The 18,155-nt window shown below is 68.6% G+C and carries 15 protein-coding genes; 12 read left to right on the top strand and 3 right to left on the bottom strand.

Translation table 11 applies throughout. The features are described from left to right. Positions 1-50: 50 nt before the first annotated feature. The gene (locus Aple_RS20470) at positions 51-1,073 is read right to left on the bottom strand and encodes a ketopantoate reductase family protein (RefSeq protein WP_155346254.1); all 1,023 of its coding nucleotides are present in this window, start codon (positions 1,071-1,073) and stop codon (positions 51-53) included. A gap of 53 nt (positions 1,074-1,126) precedes the next feature. On the opposite strand from Aple_RS20470, the gene Aple_RS20475 reads away from it, so the two are divergent. Beyond that, the gene (locus tag Aple_RS20475; RefSeq protein ID WP_155346255.1) at positions 1,127-1,480 is read left to right on the top strand and encodes a hypothetical protein; all 354 of its coding nucleotides are present in this window, start codon (positions 1,127-1,129) and stop codon (positions 1,478-1,480) included. Between the two features lie 166 nt (positions 1,481-1,646). Here the strand turns inward: Aple_RS20475 and Aple_RS20480 are convergent, their stop codons facing one another. Next, on the bottom strand, positions 1,647-3,659 hold the full coding sequence (locus Aple_RS20480) for a cellulase family glycosylhydrolase (protein WP_155346256.1): 2,013 nt from the start codon (positions 3,657-3,659) through the stop codon (positions 1,647-1,649). Positions 3,660-4,134: 475 nt separating this feature from the next. On the opposite strand from Aple_RS20480, the gene Aple_RS20485 reads away from it, so the two are divergent. From Aple_RS20485 to Aple_RS20515, 7 genes are all read left to right on the top strand, one after another. Then, a complete protein-coding gene (locus tag Aple_RS20485) occupies positions 4,135-5,505 on the top strand; it encodes a cytochrome P450 (protein WP_155346257.1) in 1,371 nt (456 codons plus the stop codon). Beyond that, the gene (locus Aple_RS20490; RefSeq protein WP_155346258.1) at positions 5,502-6,401 is read left to right on the top strand and encodes a terpene synthase family protein; all 900 of its coding nucleotides are present in this window, start codon (positions 5,502-5,504) and stop codon (positions 6,399-6,401) included. The genes Aple_RS20485 and Aple_RS20490 overlap by 4 nt, the downstream gene beginning before the upstream one ends. Beyond that, positions 6,398-7,972: a prenyltransferase/squalene oxidase repeat-containing protein gene (locus tag Aple_RS20495; protein WP_246264665.1), complete on the top strand. Its 1,575-nt coding sequence runs from the start codon at positions 6,398-6,400 to the stop codon at positions 7,970-7,972. The genes Aple_RS20490 and Aple_RS20495 overlap by 4 nt, the downstream gene beginning before the upstream one ends. Before the next feature lie 225 nt (positions 7,973-8,197). Further along, the gene (locus Aple_RS20500) at positions 8,198-10,543 is read left to right on the top strand and encodes a sensor histidine kinase (protein ID WP_155346260.1); all 2,346 of its coding nucleotides are present in this window, start codon (positions 8,198-8,200) and stop codon (positions 10,541-10,543) included. Beyond that, on the top strand, positions 10,540-10,956 hold the full coding sequence (locus tag Aple_RS20505) for a roadblock/LC7 domain-containing protein (protein WP_373869605.1): 417 nt from the start codon (positions 10,540-10,542) through the stop codon (positions 10,954-10,956). Before Aple_RS20500 ends, Aple_RS20505 begins: the two co-directional genes overlap by 4 nt. After that, the gene (locus Aple_RS20510; RefSeq protein ID WP_246264666.1) at positions 10,953-11,312 is read left to right on the top strand and encodes a DUF742 domain-containing protein; all 360 of its coding nucleotides are present in this window, start codon (positions 10,953-10,955) and stop codon (positions 11,310-11,312) included. Before Aple_RS20505 ends, Aple_RS20510 begins: the two co-directional genes overlap by 4 nt. After that, positions 11,293-11,880, top strand: coding sequence for a GTP-binding protein (locus Aple_RS20515; protein ID WP_155346261.1), 588 nt, complete (start codon positions 11,293-11,295; stop codon positions 11,878-11,880). The genes Aple_RS20510 and Aple_RS20515 overlap by 20 nt, the downstream gene beginning before the upstream one ends. Here the strand turns inward: Aple_RS20515 and Aple_RS20520 are convergent. Then, complete coding sequence (locus Aple_RS20520; RefSeq protein ID WP_246264667.1) at positions 11,877-13,811, bottom strand: family 20 glycosylhydrolase; 1,935 nt, start codon at positions 13,809-13,811, stop codon at positions 11,877-11,879. The two genes, Aple_RS20515 and Aple_RS20520, sit on opposite strands and share 4 nt — an antisense overlap. Positions 13,812-13,953: 142 nt before the next feature. Here Aple_RS20520 and Aple_RS20525 point away from each other — a divergent pair, with 142 nt between their 5' ends. From Aple_RS20525 to Aple_RS20540, 4 genes are all read left to right on the top strand, one after another. Further along, the gene (locus tag Aple_RS20525) at positions 13,954-15,081 is read left to right on the top strand and encodes an amidohydrolase family protein (protein ID WP_155346262.1); all 1,128 of its coding nucleotides are present in this window, start codon (positions 13,954-13,956) and stop codon (positions 15,079-15,081) included. A gap of 97 nt (positions 15,082-15,178) precedes the next feature. Then, positions 15,179-15,988, top strand: coding sequence for a class I SAM-dependent methyltransferase (locus Aple_RS20530; RefSeq protein WP_246264668.1), 810 nt, complete (start codon positions 15,179-15,181; stop codon positions 15,986-15,988). Then, the gene (locus Aple_RS20535) at positions 15,988-17,178 is read left to right on the top strand and encodes an isochorismate synthase (RefSeq protein ID WP_155346263.1); all 1,191 of its coding nucleotides are present in this window, start codon (positions 15,988-15,990) and stop codon (positions 17,176-17,178) included. Before Aple_RS20530 ends, Aple_RS20535 begins: the two co-directional genes overlap by 1 nt. A 31-nt stretch (positions 17,179-17,209) precedes the next feature. Then, a complete protein-coding gene (locus Aple_RS20540; RefSeq protein WP_155346264.1) occupies positions 17,210-18,088 on the top strand; it encodes a 1,4-dihydroxy-2-naphthoyl-CoA synthase in 879 nt (292 codons plus the stop codon). Positions 18,089-18,155: the final 67 nt, after the last annotated feature.

Raw genomic sequence — 18,155 nt, forward strand, 5'->3', positions numbered from 1 at the left:
GAAGTTCCGCACCAGTCGGTAAGGCCCCGAGCGGTTCCTCCATGGCGTGATCACGCCTGCTGTTCGGAGGTGGCGCCCGCTCCGGCGGCCTCGATCAAGTCGCGCAGAGTCTCGATCGACATCGAACCCGGTTCCCGCCGTTCCCGGGCGAAGCGGTTGGCCTCCCGCTGCAGGACGACGTTGGCCGGGGTGGGGATGCCGTGCAGGCGGCCGAGGAGGGCGATCTCGCCGTTGATGAAGTCGGCCTCGATCGTGCCGCTGCCCTTGGCGAGGCTCTGCCAGGATGAGCCGCCTGGGCGAGGGACGCCGTCGATGGCCACCAGGTCCACTCGATTGCCGCGTTTGTCTTCTTCCTCCTGAGAGGTCGCGTAGCTGATCCCGGCCGCGTCCAGGGCTGCGCGGCCTTCGACTACCGCTTGCGTCATCACTGTTTCGAGGCCGGGGACGGGACCGCACAGGGCTTCGATGGCGTTGCCGAGGTTGCCGAGGAGTTTGGCGTATTTCCAGCGCATGACGTCGGGGTCGGGCCAGCTGGAGAAGACGCTCTTGCTCAGGGCTTCCGCCACCTGTTCGGAGAATTCGTCCACACTCTGGGGATAACGTCCGAGGGGCAGCATGCCGGAGAGCGGTGCGGCGTACGCGGCCACGGTGCCCGGTTCCAGGTGGAGGGCGGGGAGCCAGACGAGCATGCCGTACACGCGGGCGAAGTGGCGGAGGGCGGCGCGTTCGTTTTCGACGGCGTTCTGGGCGCAGATGATCGGGAGCCGTTCGGCGGCGGTGCCGCCGCCGCGTACCGGCGCGCCTGACCACACGTCCAGCGCGGCCGCCGTGTCCTGAGTTTTCACGGCCAGGAGGAGTACGTCTGAGGGGGTCAGCTCGACGTCTTGCGGGCCTTGGGCGGCGGGGATGGGGAGAGTCACGGAGCGGCCGGGGGTGACGAAACGGAGCCCGCCATCGCGCAACGCGGCATAGTGAGCGCCTCGGGCCACCAGCACGACGTCATGGCCGCTCTCGAACAGCCTCCCGCCGATGGTCCCGCCGATCGCCCCGGCTCCGATGATGATGAAACGCATATATCGATCCTTTCAGGCCGCGTATCCGCGCCCCTCGGGTAGCCTCCGGAATCATGCTCTACGTGACGGCGATCGTGGCTCGCGCGGCTGGCTCCAGTGCTGAGGAGGCGGTGCTTCTGCTGGAGACTCCGGATCCTCGCGGACCCGTGATGATGCCGTCGCTCGCGATGGAGCTCGGCCTGGACCCCGCGCCTGGGGCTGTTACGCAAGAACCCATTGGGTTCCGGGTGCAGATCGGTTACGAAGAGGTGGCAGTGGAGTTGCCGGATGGGCAGACGTTCCATCAACCTGTTGGCGGAGAGTGGATCCACACTGCCGGGGTACGGCGGAGAGTGCTGGTCGCGGTGGGTTACGAGGCGGGCGCGCTCGGCTCCGGGCAGGTCGCGTACGCGCTCGTGCCCCTCTAGAAGTGGGCAATTTCGGTCTACCTAATATGCTGGCGAACGGAAAACTTCGCCCTGCTTACGGAGAGGAACGGTATGTACAAGGAGTTCGCGGTCGAGGTCGTCATGTGGCTGATCCCCGTCGCCATCCTGCTGGGCATCGCGATCCTGGTCACCAAGACGGCCTGACCTACACCAGCTCCAGCCGGTAGTCGCCCGACGGGCAGCCGGAGATCCGCCAGCCGCCGGGAACCCTGCGGGAGGCGACGCTGGAGATGCCGCTGGACGCGACCGCGGGCCGTTCCGCCCCGGGAACCCAGACGTCCAGGTCGCAGCGGCCACTGCCGCCGGTTCCCGCCAGGCGCAGGCCGCGGCGTTCGGTGCCGGACCAGAGCGCGGTCAATCGTCCCGGCGTGGCCCGGGGATAGGCCCGGGAGAGCACGGCGGGCTTGTCGCCGACCCGGAAAGCGCCCCCGACCAGGCCTTCGTCTTCCGCGGACGCGTAGCCGCGCGGCTCGCTCGACCATTCGCCGATCCACAGGGCGGCGTCGTATCGCGAGGCCATGCGCGCGGCCTGGGCGAGTCCCCGCCGGGCCGAGACCAGGGTGGAGCGCGCGGGCGGGTGGGGCGCGAACACCAGGTTTCGATCGGCGCTGAAGCCGGGCGGAGGGGCGGCGTCGAAGCCCAGCTCGGTCCAGAGCGCGCTGGGCTGGAAGAAGATCAGGTGGGCGAAGCCGCGGGCCGTGCGCTCGGCGGCCCTGATCGCCGTGACGGCCTCGGCGTAGTCCCGGCCGAGCAGCAATGACGAGGTGAGCGGGGGTTGTTCCCCGGTGGCCGGTTCGTTCATCAGGTCGAACCCGGCCACGGCCGACGAACCCGCGAACTCGGCGGCCAGTCGTCCCCAGGTCGCGTACAGGCCGGTGGGGGCGCGGTCCTGGCGCAGGTTGAGCACGGTGTAGAGGTCGTGCGCCTCGGCCCAGCCGACCGCCTCCCTGATCCTGGCCAGATAGCCGGGGTCCCAGACGCCAGGGGTGGGTTCCAGCCGCGACCAGGAGATGCCCAGGCGGGCGACGTTGGCGCCCTGCTCGGCGAGGTCCCGGAAGTCGTCCCTGGTCAGCGGGAGTTCCACGTTGGTGCCGCGGAGCAGGACCTGGCGGCCCTGGCTGTCCACGATCGCGGGCGCGGACACCGACAGCCGGGGCAGTTCGTCCGCCGTGGTGGTGGCCGCGACGGGGAGCGGTGGCGGCAGAGGGTCGACCGTGAGCAGGCTGGTCAGGGCCATCGTGGCGATGGCCGGTTTGATCATCCGGGGGGCGCGCAGGGACGCGGGAAGGGCGATCAGGGCGATGGCCGCGACCAGGCCGATCGTCGCGCCGTACGAGACGCCGAGGGAGAGCCTGAGCAGGGCCGCGGGGATCGCCCACAGGTCGGAGCCCAGGTCGTCGACCGGGTCCGAGGCGAACAGGGCGAGCAGGCTCTGGGTGGCGCCCAGGCCGAGGCCGCCGCAGACGCAGGCCAGCCAGCCGCCGACGAACGTCGATAACCTGCCTGGGCCTTGGGCCAGCCGGGGGGCGGTCACGTGGACGACCGCCAGGAACACGCCCAGGCCGACCATCCCACCGACGACTCCGGCCTCGGCGGTGGGGGCGATGAACCACCAGCCGTCGCCGAAGGCGTACCCGAGGGGGGAGTGGGTCCACCAGGCGCGGCTGAGCAGCAGCAGGCCGCCGACCCCGGCGAACGCGGCCATGACCGTCAGTTCCGGCACCGGCTTGGGCGACGGGCCGGGCTTCTCGCGGCGCAGGATCAGCCAGGCGGGGATGGCGGCGGGCCAGCCGAGCAGGCCGGCGTAGACCCCGGTGAACCCCGTCGACCAGGCCACGAACCGGACCGTCGACCAGGCGGGCACCGTGCCGATCACGCTCACCAGCGAAGCCGCGAACCGCGCGACCATCGCCGATAACACCAGAACACCCAATGTCACGAAAAATCCGGACTTGCGGCGTAGGAGGATGGTGCATCCGGCTGCGAATCCGGCCAGCCATAAGGGCAGGTAGATAAGCATGGACCCCAGCCGGTAGCTGCCCGGATAGGAGGACAGGCCCACCACTTTGGAAGGGTCCAGAGCCACCCCGGCCAGCAGCAGCAACGCCAGCACGATCGTTCCCGCGCGGGCGGCGCGAAAGGCGGGGGACGTCCTCATGGTGCTCCCGTAACGCGAGAATTCTTCATATTTACCGGCTGACGCGTTTCATCGGCAAGCCCCGAGAAGATCCAACCAGTCTGCTGGCCTTTCGCCTAGGCCGTTCCCGCAGGTAACCCCAGTCACTTACCGCCCAATATCCTCCAATTCGGACCGATCCATGTATTTCGGTCATGTGCCTACAAAAGTATCACTGTGGTGCAATATTGATCGATTGGAATTGATCATGTGATACTGCGCCAGTGATGTTGCTTGGGGCTAAAACCATCACTTAGGCGACATCGGCTACGTGATCAGGCATGAACTGGAGGTAACCGACGAGCTACTGAGCGTCGATTCCTATTCGAATACCGACCATTTCGGTCGAGGTCCAGGCGCCTGATCCGCCGACCCATGCATTGGACCGTTTCACGCATCCATCCGCCATGAGTGCTTTAGTGCTGCTCAGAATCGCACCAAGTGGGAGACACCCGCGATGTCGATCGCTACTGATGCTGTCCAGTCCCGCCAAGCCAGGACCCTTCCCCTCAGGTACGTCCTCCCGAAGCTGCTCCGCGATCCGCTCAAGGCATTCGAGGCCGTGGGTCGCGAGGCGAACGGAGAGATCGTCCGGGTGAACGTGGGGGTGTTCCGCCCGTACCTGGTCACCCGTCCGGAGCACGCCCAGCACATCCTCCGCGACAAGGCGCCGAACTATCGGCGCGAGGGACTGATGTGGAAGCCCTTCACTCGGCTGGTGGGGCAGGGTCTCGCCAGCGAGGGACCGAGCTGGGCGTTCAGTCGCGGCATCCTGCAGTCGGTCTTCTCCGGGAAGAACATCAACGCGATGACCGATGAGATGTCGTCGACGATCGCAGAGGCGGTCGACGAGCTGGCCGCCCGGACGAAAGAGCAGCCCTCCGTCGACGCCGTGACCGAGCTCACCCGCATCGTGCACCGGACTGTGATCCGGGTCTTCTTCGGCAGCAGGATCTCGATGGCGGACGCGGAGCGGCTGGGGAAGGCGATCCACATCGCCACCACGTCCATCGGCGCCCGGATGCTGCTCCCCTTCGCCCCGCATGCGATTCCGCTTCCGGGAGACCGGGCGTTCGCTCGTGCCGTGCGGACGGTGGACGAGATCATGTTCCCAATCGTGCGGGAGGCTCGCCGCCAGGCAACCGAGGACGGGGATGTGGTGTCCCTACTCATCCGGGCACGCGACGAGGACGGCAGGAGTTTCAACGACCAGCAGGTTCGGGATGACCTGGTCGGCATGTTCGTGGCGAGCTCGGAGACGACGGTCACGGCACTGACCTGGCTCTGGGCGGCGATAGACACGCTCCCCGAAGTGTCCTCGAAGCTGTACGCCGAGGTGGACCGGGTGGTCGGTGAAGAACAACCGGGCCGTGAACATCTGGACGACCTGGTCTACACGAAGATGGTTCTGCAGGAACTGCTCCGGATGTACTCCGTCGGCTGGATAGTGCCCCGCATGGTGGTCGACGATGACGTGATCGACGGTGTTCGCATCAAGGGCGGTTCGATCCTCGTCATCAGCCCATACCTGACCCATCGCCTGGAGAGCGTCTGGGACGACCCCCATGTCTTCGATCCAGAGCGCTTCGCGCCGGAAAGCGGCCGGGACCGTCACCGCCTCGCCTATCTCGCGTTCGGGTACGGTCCGCACGCCTGCCTCGGCAGCAGCCTCTTCACGATCGAGTCACAGCTCATCGTGTCAGCGATGCTCAGGCGGTTCCGCCCGCGTCTTGGTCCGGGCGCGCGGGTCGATCCCCAGGTACGGCTCACGCTCAAGCCGCGTAACCGGATCGAGCTCGTCCTGCACCCCAAGGCGAAGCAGGCATGAGCCGTCTCTCAGTCGAGGACGGCGAACTCCTGTCAGCCTCCGAGCATGGCCGCGTCTCCGCGCTCGCCGCGCAGTGCCTCCGCGACCTCTACAAATGCTCGGAGCGCTATCCCGAACTGTTCCCCGAAGGGCCTTTCGCGCCAACCGTCTTCACCGGAGTGGCTTTGGCGAACGCGTGGGGTTCTCCGTGGGCCACCGCGGACCAGCTGCGGATCGCGGTGCGGACGTCGCTCTGGGTCTTCGCCGCCGACTGGCTCGTGGACTACGTGGCGAAGTCGGCGGACGAGGTCGACGCCATCGTGCGCGGCTGTCTTGAGGTGGCCGACGGGGCTCGGCCAGAGAGCCATGCTCCGCTGATGTGCTTTCTCGCCGACATCCGGGACGAACTGGTGGCCCGGCCCGCGTTCGCCGCTCTGGGTAATGCCTGGCGGGCTCAGCTCGAGCGTTACCTGGCCGCCATGGCGCGCGAGTGGGAGTGGAAAGCCGCGCTGGCGAGCGGCTCGCCGTTACCGACGTTCGAGGACTATCTCGCCAACGCGGACAACTTCGGTTCCGCCCTGGTGAACATCTCGCACTGGATCTATGGAGGAGATCCCGCCACCGTTCGTCATGTGGCTGAGCTCTCCGTCGTGAGCCGGGAGGTCCAGCGGATCCTCCGATTGCTGAACGACCTCGCCACCTACGAGCGTGACCTGGGCTGGGGAGATCTGAACGCCCAGATGCTGGGAGTCGGGAAGGCCGACATCTCCCGACGCCTGGCCACGCTCGTCGCGTACTGCCGGGACCTGCTGCACCCGCTGCGGGACAGCTGTCCTCAGGAGGCGATCTACCTGGAACGGCAGATCGGCTTCAGCACAGGCTTCTACGGGATGACCGACTACTGGGGGGCCCTGTGATCCGGGAGGGTGTGGTCACCGCGCACGATTTACTCGCGAGGGCCCAGGAGCTCATCGATGGGATAGCCGCCGAGCCCTGGGGCCAGGTTTCGCCGTCGGTGTACGAGACCGGGCGGATGATCACCCTCGCTCCCTGGCTGGGTGCCCACCACGAGCGGATCCTGTACCTTCTGGCCAATCAGCGACCTGATGGGGGCTGGGGCGGTCCCGGTGGATACGCGCTGGCGCCGACCCTGAGCGCGACGGAGGCGCTGCTCGGGTCGCTGCTCCGCGAGGATCATGGGCTGGACCGGGCCCGCATGATGGCCGCCGTGGACCGAGGGCTGGAGTGGCTGGTCCGTTCTCGCCACGATGACCTGCCCGACATGCCCGCGCTCGAACTGATCGTGCCGGCCCTCACCGAGTCGATCACCAGGCATCTGGACGGTTTGCCCGGTTCGGCGCTGGAGGGTGCGGGTTGGGGCGAGGTCCGGCTGGAGTTGCCCAGCGGGATGCGCGGGGACGCCCTACCCGTGATCCGTTCCCGGGTGGCCTCCGGTGGACGCATCCCGGAGAAGCTTCTCCATGCGCTGGAAGTGGCCGAGGAGGCGGCGTACGCGGCTCCCGGAGTCGACGTGAAGGGTCCAGGGACCATCGGAGCGTCGCCTGCGGCAACGGCAGCCTGGCTTGGGGAGCGGGGTAGGCTCAACCCCCTCTCGCCTGCGCGCAGGCACCTGGAAGAGGTCGTCCGGCGCCATGCCGGCCCCGTGCCGTGCGGCATTCCCATCACCGTCTTTGAACAGGCGTGGGTGGTGAGCTGGCTGGCGCGCGGCGATCTGCCTGTCTCCGTCCCACCCGCGATCGTGGCCAGCCTGGAACTGTCCCTCGCGCCGGGAGGCGTGGCCGCGGGGCCGGGACTGCCGAAGGACGCCGACACGACCTCCGTCGCCCTGTACGCGCTTTCCCTGCTGGGCAGACCGCATGAGCCGAAGAGCCTGTGGGAGTACGACACCGGGAGCCACTTCTCCACCTGGCCGGGTGAGGAGGGAGTGTCGCTCACCGTGAACGCCCACGTGCTGGACGCGTTCGGGAGCTACCGGAGAAGCGTTGAGGACGCGGATCCCCGTTACGGGCAGGCGATGGACCGGCTGTCTCGCTGGCTTTGCGAACGTCAGCGGCTGGATGGAAGCTGGTTCGATCGCTGGCACGCCTCGCCGTACTACGCGACGACATGCTGCTGCCTGGCACTCCACGAGTTCGGATCCGGGCCCGCCGCCGCAGCGGTCGCTCGTGCCTCCCGCTGGGTCAGGCGGACCCAGAGGGCAGACGGATCATGGGGGCTCTGGACGGGAACCATGGAGGAGACCGCGTACGCGATGCACATCCTCCTCCTCATGGACGACGTGGACGAGGAGGCCCTCACGCGCGGACACGCTTACCTCTCGCGAGAGGTCGATATCGTCGACGACCCGCCCATGTGGCACGACAAGGATCTCTACCTGCCGGAGGCGATCGTACGCGGGGTGGTGCTCAGCGCCACGCGCCTGGTGGAGCGCACGGTGGTTGGCACAGTGCGCCACAGTAAGATATGATCATCTACCCGGAAAAAGGCGGCAAAGTTAGCATTAATGGCTAAATTGGACAGATCTGGCTATATGTAGATCGCCGTCTTGAGTGTATTTCCCGGCATTGCTAGGGTTCCCCGGGGTGTGGTGCAGGGATTCGCACCCGTGCTCCTGCTGTGGTGCCCAGTGGTTAGCGATTGTTAATCGCGGAGAAACCTGCCACGGCTCTCTGACTTTCTCAGGGACGGTGTTATGCGTTTCCGTAACTCGCGTGTCCGCGCCAAGGTGGCAGCTCTTCTGCTGTCGCTTGCCGCGCTCTGGGCCTTCGCCGCATGGGTCACGCTACGGGAAGGACTTAACCTTCTCTGGGTCAGCACCATCGACGAGAAGACCGGACGACCCGGGGTCGTGCTGGTGACAGCCCTCCAGGAGGAGCGTCGACTCACCGTCACGTATCTGGGCGATCCCAACCGCCAGAACCGGGACGCGCTGGGGACTCAGCGGACCCGTACGAACGACGCGGAAGCGAAGTTTCGCCAGCTGTCCAGCGAGAGTGACCTCAAGTTCGCGGCAAGTCCCACCCTGACGCAGCGGCTCACCGCGATGTACGCGGAGTTGGACGGGCTGGCTCCCGCGCGCGCCAAGGTCGACACCGGCCAGGTCGACCGTGCCCGCGCTGTCGGAGCCTTCGACGAAATCATCGACGCCGCCTTCAGAATCTGGGGCGCGAGCTCGGGGTTCGACGACGAGGGAGTGGTCAGGGACAGCCGGACGCTCATCACGCTCACCCGGGCCAAGGAACTGTTTTCCCGTGAGGACGCGCTGATATCCGGCGCCATCGCGGCGAGACGTTTCAGCCCTGCCGAGCGCACCGCCTTCATCGAGCTCGTCGGCTCCCAGCGGTTCCTCCGTGCGGAGGCGGAGGCCGAACTTCCTCCCGCCGACCGTGACAGGTACCAGAAGTTCGTGGAAAGCCCTGGGTTCAAGCGGCTCATCGCTCTGGAGACTCGGGTCGCCCAGAGTGAGACATGGGGGCTCGTCGCCGGATCTGGCGAATGGCGCTCGGCGATGGATCCCGTCCTCTTGGATCTGGAAAAAGTCATCCTGGAGGGTGGTGACGACGTCGTCGAGCGGGCTACCCCCGTTGCCGTCGGCGTCATCCTGCGGCTCGCGCTCGCCGGTGGTCTGGGATTGTTCGCAGTCATCGCGTCGATCATCCTGTCGATCACCACCGCCCGCGCGCTCGTCCAGCAGCTGGAGAAGCTGCGCACGGCCGCGCTCGAACTCGCCAACGAGCGCCTGCCCAGCATCGTCAACCGGCTCGCCCACGGTGAGAAGGTGGACGTCGCCACCGAGGCTCCGCCGCTGGAATTCGGCCCCGACGTCATCGGCCAGGTCGGCCAGGCCTTCAACGCGGTGCAGGAGACCGCCGTCAGAACCGCCGTCGAAGAAGCCGAACTGCGGCAGAGCATCCGCGACATTCTGCTCAGCCTGGCGCGCCGTACCCAGGGTCTGGTGCACCGCCAGCTCACCCTGCTGGACGTGATGGAGCGCAGGGAGAGCGAGCCGGAGGAGCTCAACGACCTGTTCCGGGTCGACCACCTGGCCACCCGCATGCGCCGCAACGCCGAGAACCTGATCGTGCTCTCCGGCGCGAGCCCCGCCCGCGCCTGGCGCAACCCCGTCCCCATGGTGGACGTGGTGCGCGGCGCGCTCGGCGAGGTCGAGGACTTCACCCGGGTCACCATCATGCCGATGGGCCAGGTCGAGCTGACCGGCCGGGCCGTCGGCGACGTCATCCACCTGCTGGCCGAGCTGGTCGAGAACGCGGTCTCGTTCTCGCCGCCGTACACGGTGGTGCAGGTGGCCGGGCAGATGGTGGCCAACGGATACGCGCTGGAGGTGGAGGACCGGGGTCTGGGCATGTCCGCCGAGGACCTGGCCGCGGCCAACCAGCGCATCCTGGAGCCGCCGGAGTTCAACCTGTCCAGCACCGCCCGGCTCGGCCTGTTCGTGGTCAGCCGCCTGGCCGAGCGCCACGGCATCCGGGTCCAGCTCAAGGCCTCCCCGTACGGCGGGACCACCGCGGTGGTGCTGCTCCCGCGCGAGCTGGTCGTCGAGGACGAACTCGTGACGATGAGCGCGGGCCTGGCGGGCGCCGATCCGCTGGACCTGCCCGAGCTGCCGAGGATGGCCGTGGTCGCCCAGCAGGGACGGCCCACCGACCCGCTCGACCGGGTGCCGGAACCCCTCCGGCAGCAGCCGCTCGCGGCCCCGGTGGCGACACCGGTCACCCCGATCGGGGAACACCGCCGCCCCGAGCTTGTGCCGGACACTCCCGACATCCCGCGTGTCCCGGAGGCTCCCGTGCCTGAGTCGTTCACCCCGTCCGGGCTCCCCTTCCGGGTGCCCCAGGCGAGCATCGCCCCGTCCCTGCGGGACCGGCCGGTCGAGGATCTGCCTGAGGATGAGGACGATGATCGTTCTCCCGACGACATCCGTAAGATCATGGGGTCGTACCAGTCTGGTACCCAACGTGGAAGGTCCGAGGCCGCGCGGCTACTCGGACAACAAAAGGACGATGAGGACTACCGATGATGACCGCATCCGCTGACCTGGCCTGGCTATTGGACGATCTTGTCGGGCGGGTCCGCGAGGCTCGGCACTGCATCGTTCTGTCCACCGACGGTCTGCTCATGGCGGCCTCCCGCGGCCTGGCCGTGGACGACGCCGAGCACCTGTCCGCGGTCGCGGCGGGAGTGCAGAGTCTGGCCCGCGGCATCAGTGAAAGGTTCGAAGGCGGCACGGTCCGGCAGACCATCATCGAGATGAAGTCCGCCTACCTGCTCGTCACGGTCGCCGGCCAGGGTGCCTGCCTGGCCGTGTTCTGCGAGGAATCGGCCGACATCGGCCTGGTCGCGTACGAGATGGCCATGCTGGTCACCCGCGTCGGCCAGTACCTCACCTCGCCCGCACGGACCGTAGCCTCTTCTACCAGGAGCGACCCGTGAATCCTGATGACTCCCTCTATGACGAGCAGGTCGTCCGGCCGTACGTGATGACGCGCGGCCGGACCGAGGCGCGGGCCAAGCTGGACCTCATCTCGCTGGCCGTGACCATCCGCCCGGCCACCGGGGTCGAGATGGGCCTCGACCCGGAACATCTGAAGATCGTCCGGCTGTGCAAGCGGCCGCTTTCGGTGGCGGAGATCGCGGCCCACCTGGACCTGCCGGCCGGCACGGTCCGTGTGCTCCTCGGCGACCTGCTGGACCGGGGTTTCATCGCGGTCCAGGAACCGCAGCCCGAGGTGGACGTCCTCGACGAGAGAATGTATAGGGCGGTGCTCGATGGTCTCCGGGCTCTCTGACAGCAAGAAGAAGATGCCCGTCCCGATCAAACTGCTGATCGCGGGCGGCTTCGGGGTGGGCAAGACCACCATGGTGGGCGCGGTCTCCGAGATCAAACCGCTGCGCACCGAGGAGACCCTGACCGACCGCAGCGTGGGCGTCGACGACCTGTCCGGCGTCGAGTCCAAGAGCACCACCACGGTCGCGATGGACTTCGGCCGGATCAGCATCGGCGACGACTTCGTCCTCTACCTGTTCGGCACCCCCGGCCAGGAACGTTTCTGGTTCGTCTGGGACGAGCTCGCCCGCGGCGCCCTGGGCGCGGTCGTCCTGGCCGACACCCGCCGCCTGGCCGACTGCTTCCCCTCGGTCGACTACTTCGAACGCCGCGGCACCCCGTTCATCGTCGCCGTCAACTGCTTCGACGACGCCCCCCGCTACGACCTGGACGAGGTCAAACTCGCCCTCAACCTGGGCCCCAACATCCCGGTCCTGCTCTGCGACGCCCGCCGCCGCGACTCCGGCAAGGAAGTCCTCATCGCCCTGGTCCAGCACGCCTACGGCCGCCGCCCGATGGCGAAGGTCTAGCGCTGCACCTCCAGGTAGTCGACGTTCGGGCCGCCGTTCGCGGTGGTGGCCGCGGCCCGGATGGTGGATGTTCCGGCCGGTAGCGTAACGGTCAGGGTTCTGGTCTGCCAGGTGGTCCAGGCGCCGGTGCCCGTGAAGGCGAACTCGTCGGCGACCAGCGTGCCGTTGACGGTGATGTCCATGGGGCGGTTGACCGTGGTGCCGTTGGCGTAGCGGAAGCGGAGGGCGGCCGTGCCCGCGGTGGGGGCGGTGACCGTCCACTGCACGCGGCTGCCGACGGCGCTGTCGTAGTTGACGAAGCCGGTGCCGGAGTAGCCGGCGTGGTTGGACTCGACGACGCCCTGGGTGATGGCGGCGTTCTCGGCTTCGTACCGGACGGTCGTGCCCGGCGCGGGCCAGGCGATCTGGGGGGAGCGATAGAAGTCGATGCCCATGATCGTCCAGCGGGGGCCCTGGACGGCCAGGCGGGCGCGGAACGCCGTCCAGTTGTGGGTGGACCACGGGGACCAGCCGAGTTCGGCGATGGCGGGCAGGCGGGGGAAGGCCATGAACTCGATGTGGTCCTCGGTGACGATCGTCTCGGTCCACATCGGGGCCTCGACGCCGAGGACGGCGGTGGCGGGCACGCCGCTGAGGTGGGCGCCGGGGTTCCACTCGTAGGCGGTCTGCACCTCGATGAGGCCCGCCCAGCTGAGCCCGATCGGGGTGGCGTTGGTGTATTTCATGTCGAGGTAGGCCTTGTTGGCCGGGGACATGACCACCTTCGCGCCGCGCGAGACGGCGGTGCTCACCAGCGAGTCGGACGTGGTGGTGCCCCAGTACTGCACGATCCGGTTCGCCGAATGTTGCACGGCCGAGGCGCCGATCTGATGCCAGCCCATGACGGCCTTGTTCTTGCCGGTCACCAGCGGCTGCACCCGGTTCATGAACGTGGCGTACTGGGCGTCCGAGGTCGCGTCCGCCTCGTCCCCGCCGACGTGCAGGTACGGCCCGGGCGTCAGCGCCGCGAGTTCGGTCAGCACGTCGTTGACGAAGGTGTAGGTGATCTCCTTGGTCGTGCAGAGCGAGCTGAACCCGACTCCGGTGCCGGTGTAGAGCGCCGGGGCGACGCCGTTGCAGTTGAGGTCGGCGTAGGAGGCGAGCGCGGCGTTGGTGTGCCCCGGCATGTCGATCTCGGGCACGATCGTGATGTGCCGGGCCGCGGCGTACGCGACGATGTCCTGGAACTGCGCCTTCGTGTAGTACCCGCCAGGGCCGCCGCCCACCTGGGTGCTGCCGCCGAAGGTGGCCAGCCGGGGCCAGGAGTCCACCACGATCCGCCAGCCCTGGTCGTCGGACAGGTGCAGATGTAAGTAGTTGATCTTGTAGAGCGCGATCCGGTCGATGTGCTGCTTGATCGTGGCCACCGGGTGGAAGTGCCGGGCCACGTCGAGCATCGTGCCCCGGTAGGGGAACCTCGGGTAGTCCACGATCCTGCCCCCGGGAACCGCCCAGGGCCCCGGGCGCACGGTCGTGCTCTCGATCTCCGGCGGCAGCAGCTGCCGCAGCGTCTGGACCCCGTTGAACAGGCCGGTCGCCGTCTGCGCCCGCAGCACCACGGCGGCGGCGGTCACGTCGAGCTGGTATCCCTGCGCGCCCACGCTCGGGTCGGCGCCGCTGAGCAGCAGGGAGATGCCACTGGTGGGTTCGCCCGATCCGGCGCTCGCGATCGGCAGCGCGTACCCGGTCGAACGCCGCAGAATGCCCGCCAGATAAGTCCCGACATCTGCGGATCCCGACTGGGTGAAGATGCTCGCCCCCGCCGGGAGCGTGTAGGTCGCCGCAGACGGCTGGATGGTCACCGGCACCGGTACGACATCCGCCATCGTCGCCGCCACCGCCGGAGCGGACCCGGGCACGATCACCGCGGTGCTCGCCAGAAGAACTGTCACGACAACACGCGCGAACCGGGTCACCAGCGCCTCCCAGACTATTAATTAGTAAGCTTTATTTACAGTTCAACAGCCGTCAAGACCCGTTTCGAGTACGGGGGTACTCATGCCCCCGCCCCCGACTCGCAGTGCAATCGATCACATGCACATCATTCGCGCGCAGCGCATCTTCGACGGTCACGACCTGATCCACTCGCGGGCGGTGGTCGTGGACGGCGGGCGGATCACCGCACTCCTCGACGACGCCGAGAACGCCCTCGACCTGGGCGACGTGACCCTCCTGCCCGGCCTGATCGACACCCACGTGCACCTCGCCTTCGACGCCGGCCCCGACCCCGTCGCCCGCCTCGACGAGGACGGTCTCTACGAGCGCATGCACGCGGCCGCGCAGCAGCACCTGGCCGCCGGGGTGACCACTGTCCGCGACCTGGGCGACAAGGACTACCTGGCCATCAAGCTGGCCCAGGAGTTCACCGAAGGCCCCGAGATCCTCTCGGCCGGAGCGCCGATCACCTCGCCCCGGGGCCACTGCTGGTTCCTCGGCGGCGAGGCCGAAGGCGAGGAAGGCATCCGCGAAGCCGTACGGGAAAGGGCCGCGCGCGGCGCGAGCGCCATCAAGATGATGGTCACCGGCGGCGAGATGACTCCCGGCAGCCACTCCCACCTGCTGCAGTTCACCCCCGCCGAGATTCGCGCCGCCGCCGAGGAGGCGCACCTGCACGGCCTGCCGATCACCGGCCACGCGCACGCCGGGGCGGGCATCGCCGCCGCGCTGGAGGCGGGCTTCGACTCGATCGAGCACGTCTCGTTCTTCACCGAGGACAGCGTCAGCCACGACCACGACCTGATCGCCCGGCTGGCCGACAGCGGCGTCTTCGCCTCGCTGACGGTCGGCCTCCTGCCGGGTTTCGTCCCGCCGCCCAGCATCGCGCCACGGATCGCATTGCTGGCCGAGGGCATGCGCCTGCTGCACGCGGCCGGAGTTCAGATCATCGGCGGCAGCGACGCGGGCATCGGCCCGGTCAAGCCGCACGGCATCCTCCCCTACGGCGGCGAGATGCTGGTCGACTTCGCCGGGTGCACCCCCACCGAGGTCCTCCGCTCGTTCACCAGCCTGGCCGCCCGCGCCTGCCGCGTCGACGACCGCAAGGGCAGGATCGCCCCCGGCTTCGACGCCGACCTGCTCGCGGTCGAAGGCGACCCGACGAAGGACCACCGCCTGCTCCGGCGTCCGGCGGCCGTCTTCCGGCGGGGAATCCGCACTTCCTGAGGAACCGGCCAAGTCGCGAGTGTCGAGATACTTACTCAGAGTAACGACTGTCTAGCATGCGGAACTGGTCCATCTGCTTCTTTCTGGGGAGATCCAGTTGGCGCATGTCACCATGCCGCACTACGTGTTCGACAACGACGGAGTCCACTCGGCCGACCAGCATCGATGTCTGGCCGACCTGCTCGATCCGCTGACCTTCGAGCGTCTCGCCCGCACCGGTGTGACCGCGGGGTGGCACTGCCTGGAGATCGGCGCGGGCGGCGGCAGCGTCGCCCGCTGGCTGGCCGAACGGGTCGCGCCCGAGGGCAGCGTGCTGGCCACGGACATCAAGCCGGGCCTCATCCCCGCCCATCCGGGCCTCACCGTCACCCGCCACGACATCGTCCATGATCCGCTGCCGGACGCGGGCTTCGACCTGGTGCACGCCCGGTTGGTGCTCAGCCACCTGCCGGATCGGCAGCACGTGCTGGCCCGCCTGCTGCGCGCGCTCCGCCCGGGCGGCTGGCTCCAGCTCGACGAGATCGACATCACCCACTGGCCCGCGCTGCTCACGCCGGACGAGCAGGCGCGGGAACTCTACGAGACCTACCTCACCGCGCTGGCCACCGTGCTGGACGCGGTCGGGGCCGACCCGACCTGGGGCAGGTCGGCCGCCCAGGCGGTCGCCGAGGCGGGCTTCGCCGCCGTGGACCCGGCCTGCAAGACCGAGGTGTGGGGTCCTGATTCGCCCGGCCTCGGCCTGCTGATCAGCAACAGCCACCACCTGGAGGCCCAGCTGCTGGCCGCGGGCATGACCCCCGCCCAGCTCACCGGCGTCCGGAAGCTCATGGCCGAGCCCGGTTTCCGCGCGGTCTCCTTCACCGTGCACAGCGTGCACGCGCGCCGCCCGGCGGGAGGTGAGGCCTGATGGAGCTGGTCCGCACCGTCAAGATCGACGACCCCGGCTCGTTACTGGAGGTCGCGCCGCACGCCGGAGCCACCTTATGGCTGCGCGGCGGCGACGGGATGGTGGCCTGGGGGGAGGCCGCCCGGTTCGAGATCTCCGGTCCTGACCGTTTCGACCTGGCCCGCCGCTGGTGGCGGCGTTTCACGGCCGCCAGCCGGATCAGCGACGAGGTCGAGCGTCCGGGCTCGGGCCCGATCATGTTCGGCAGCTTCACCTTTGACGACGGCCCGGGAACTTCCGTACTGATCGTGCCCCGGGTGGTGATCGGCCGCCGGGACGGGATCGCCTGGAAGACCACGGTCGGCGATCCGGAGGAACCGCCGCGCGTCCCCTGGGCTCGGCTGCCGCACGTCGACTGGCGATCGGAACCGGGGGCCAGAGCCCGCTGGCACAGCGCGGTCTCCCAGGCCGTCCAGGACATCAAGGCCGACCGGCTGGAGAAGGTGGTGCTGGCCAGGGACGTCCGCGGCCGCCTGGCCGGTTCCTTCGACCCTCGCTCTGCCGTCGCCCGGCTGACCGAACGTTTCCCCTCCTGCTGGGCCTTCGCGGTGGACGGCCTGATCGGCGCGTCCCCCGAACTGCTGGCCCACCGCGTCGGCCGCGACGTCACCTCCCTGGTGCTGGCGGGTACGGCCTGGCCGGGCGGCGCCCACACCCTGGTCACGCCCAAGAACTCGGTGGAGCACTCGCTGGCCGCCGACTCGGCCATCGCCGTCCTGGAGCAGTACTGCGACACCCTGGACGTGCCCACCCCGCACGTGCTCCGGCTGGCCAACGTCACCCACCTGGCCACCATGATCACCGGCACCCTGCGCGGCAACACCGACGCGCTCGCCCTCGCCGGGCGGCTGCATCCGACCGCCGCCGTGTGCGGCACGCCCACCCACCCGGCGCGGGAACTGCTGCGCTCCCTGGAGGGCCTGGACCGGGACCGGTACGCCGCACCGGTCGGCTGGCAGGACTCCCGGGGCGACGGGGAGTGGTGCATCGCGCTGCGCTGCGCCCGGGTGAGCGGCCAGGAGCTGCGGCTGTTCGCCGGGTGCGGCATCGTCGCCGGTTCCAGCCCGGCGGCCGAATGGCAGGAGACCGAGGCCAAGCTGGGCGCGGTCCGCGACATCTTCGGCGTCCGTGAGGCCGTTGGAAGCTTCTAGAGTGCTGGCAGGACGATATTGGGGAGTGGGAATGATTTCTGAGCTGTTCGACGACAAGGCGTGGGAGCCGGTGGGCGCCTTCGAGTTCACCGACATCACCTACCATCGCGCGGTCGATCAGGGCACGGTCAGGATCGCCTTCAACCGGCCGGAGGTCCGCAACGCGTTCCGCCCGCAGACCGTGGACGAGCTCTACCAGGCCTTCGACCACGCCCGGATGACCACCGACGTCGGCTGCGTGCTGCTCACCGGCAACGGTCCCTCCCCCAAGGACGGCGGCTGGGCCTTCTGCTCCGGCGGCGACCAGCGCATCCGCGGCAAGGACGGCTACCAGTACGCGGACGGCACCCCCGCCACCGGCCGCCTGCACATCCTGGAGGTGCAGCGGCTGATCCGGTTCATGCCCAAGATCGTGATCTGCGTGGTCCCCGGCTGGGCGGCCGGAGGCGGCCACAGCCTGCACGTGGTGTCCGACCTGACCATCGCCAGCCGGGAGCACGCCCGCTTCAAGCAGACCGACGCGGACGTGGCCAGCTTCGACGGCGGCTTCGGCTCCGCCTACCTGGCCCGCCAGGTGGGCCAGAAGTTCGCCCGGGAGATCTTCTTCCTGGGCGACACGTACGACGCCGAGGCCGCCCACCGGATGGGCATGGTCAACACGGTCGTGCCACACGAGGACCTGGAACGAACCGCCCTGGAGTGGGCCCGCAAGATCAACGGCAAGAGCCCCACCGCGCAGCGCATGCTCAAGTACTCCTTCAACCTGATCGACGACGGCCTGGTCGGCCAACAGGTATTCGCGGGCGAGGCGACCCGCCTGGCATACATGACCGAGGAAGCAGCCGAAGGCCGCGACTCCTTCCTGGAGAAGCGCACCCCCGACTGGAGCCCATTCCCCTGGCACTTCTGAGTTTCTTGCGCGTTGATCTCGTAAGATTGCGTTGAGATTTCCAACTATTGCACTCGTGTATCGGGTC

The organism is Acrocarpospora pleiomorpha (assembly GCF_009687885.1).
GTDB classification, from domain to species: Bacteria; Actinomycetota; Actinomycetes; order Streptosporangiales; family Streptosporangiaceae; genus Acrocarpospora; species Acrocarpospora pleiomorpha.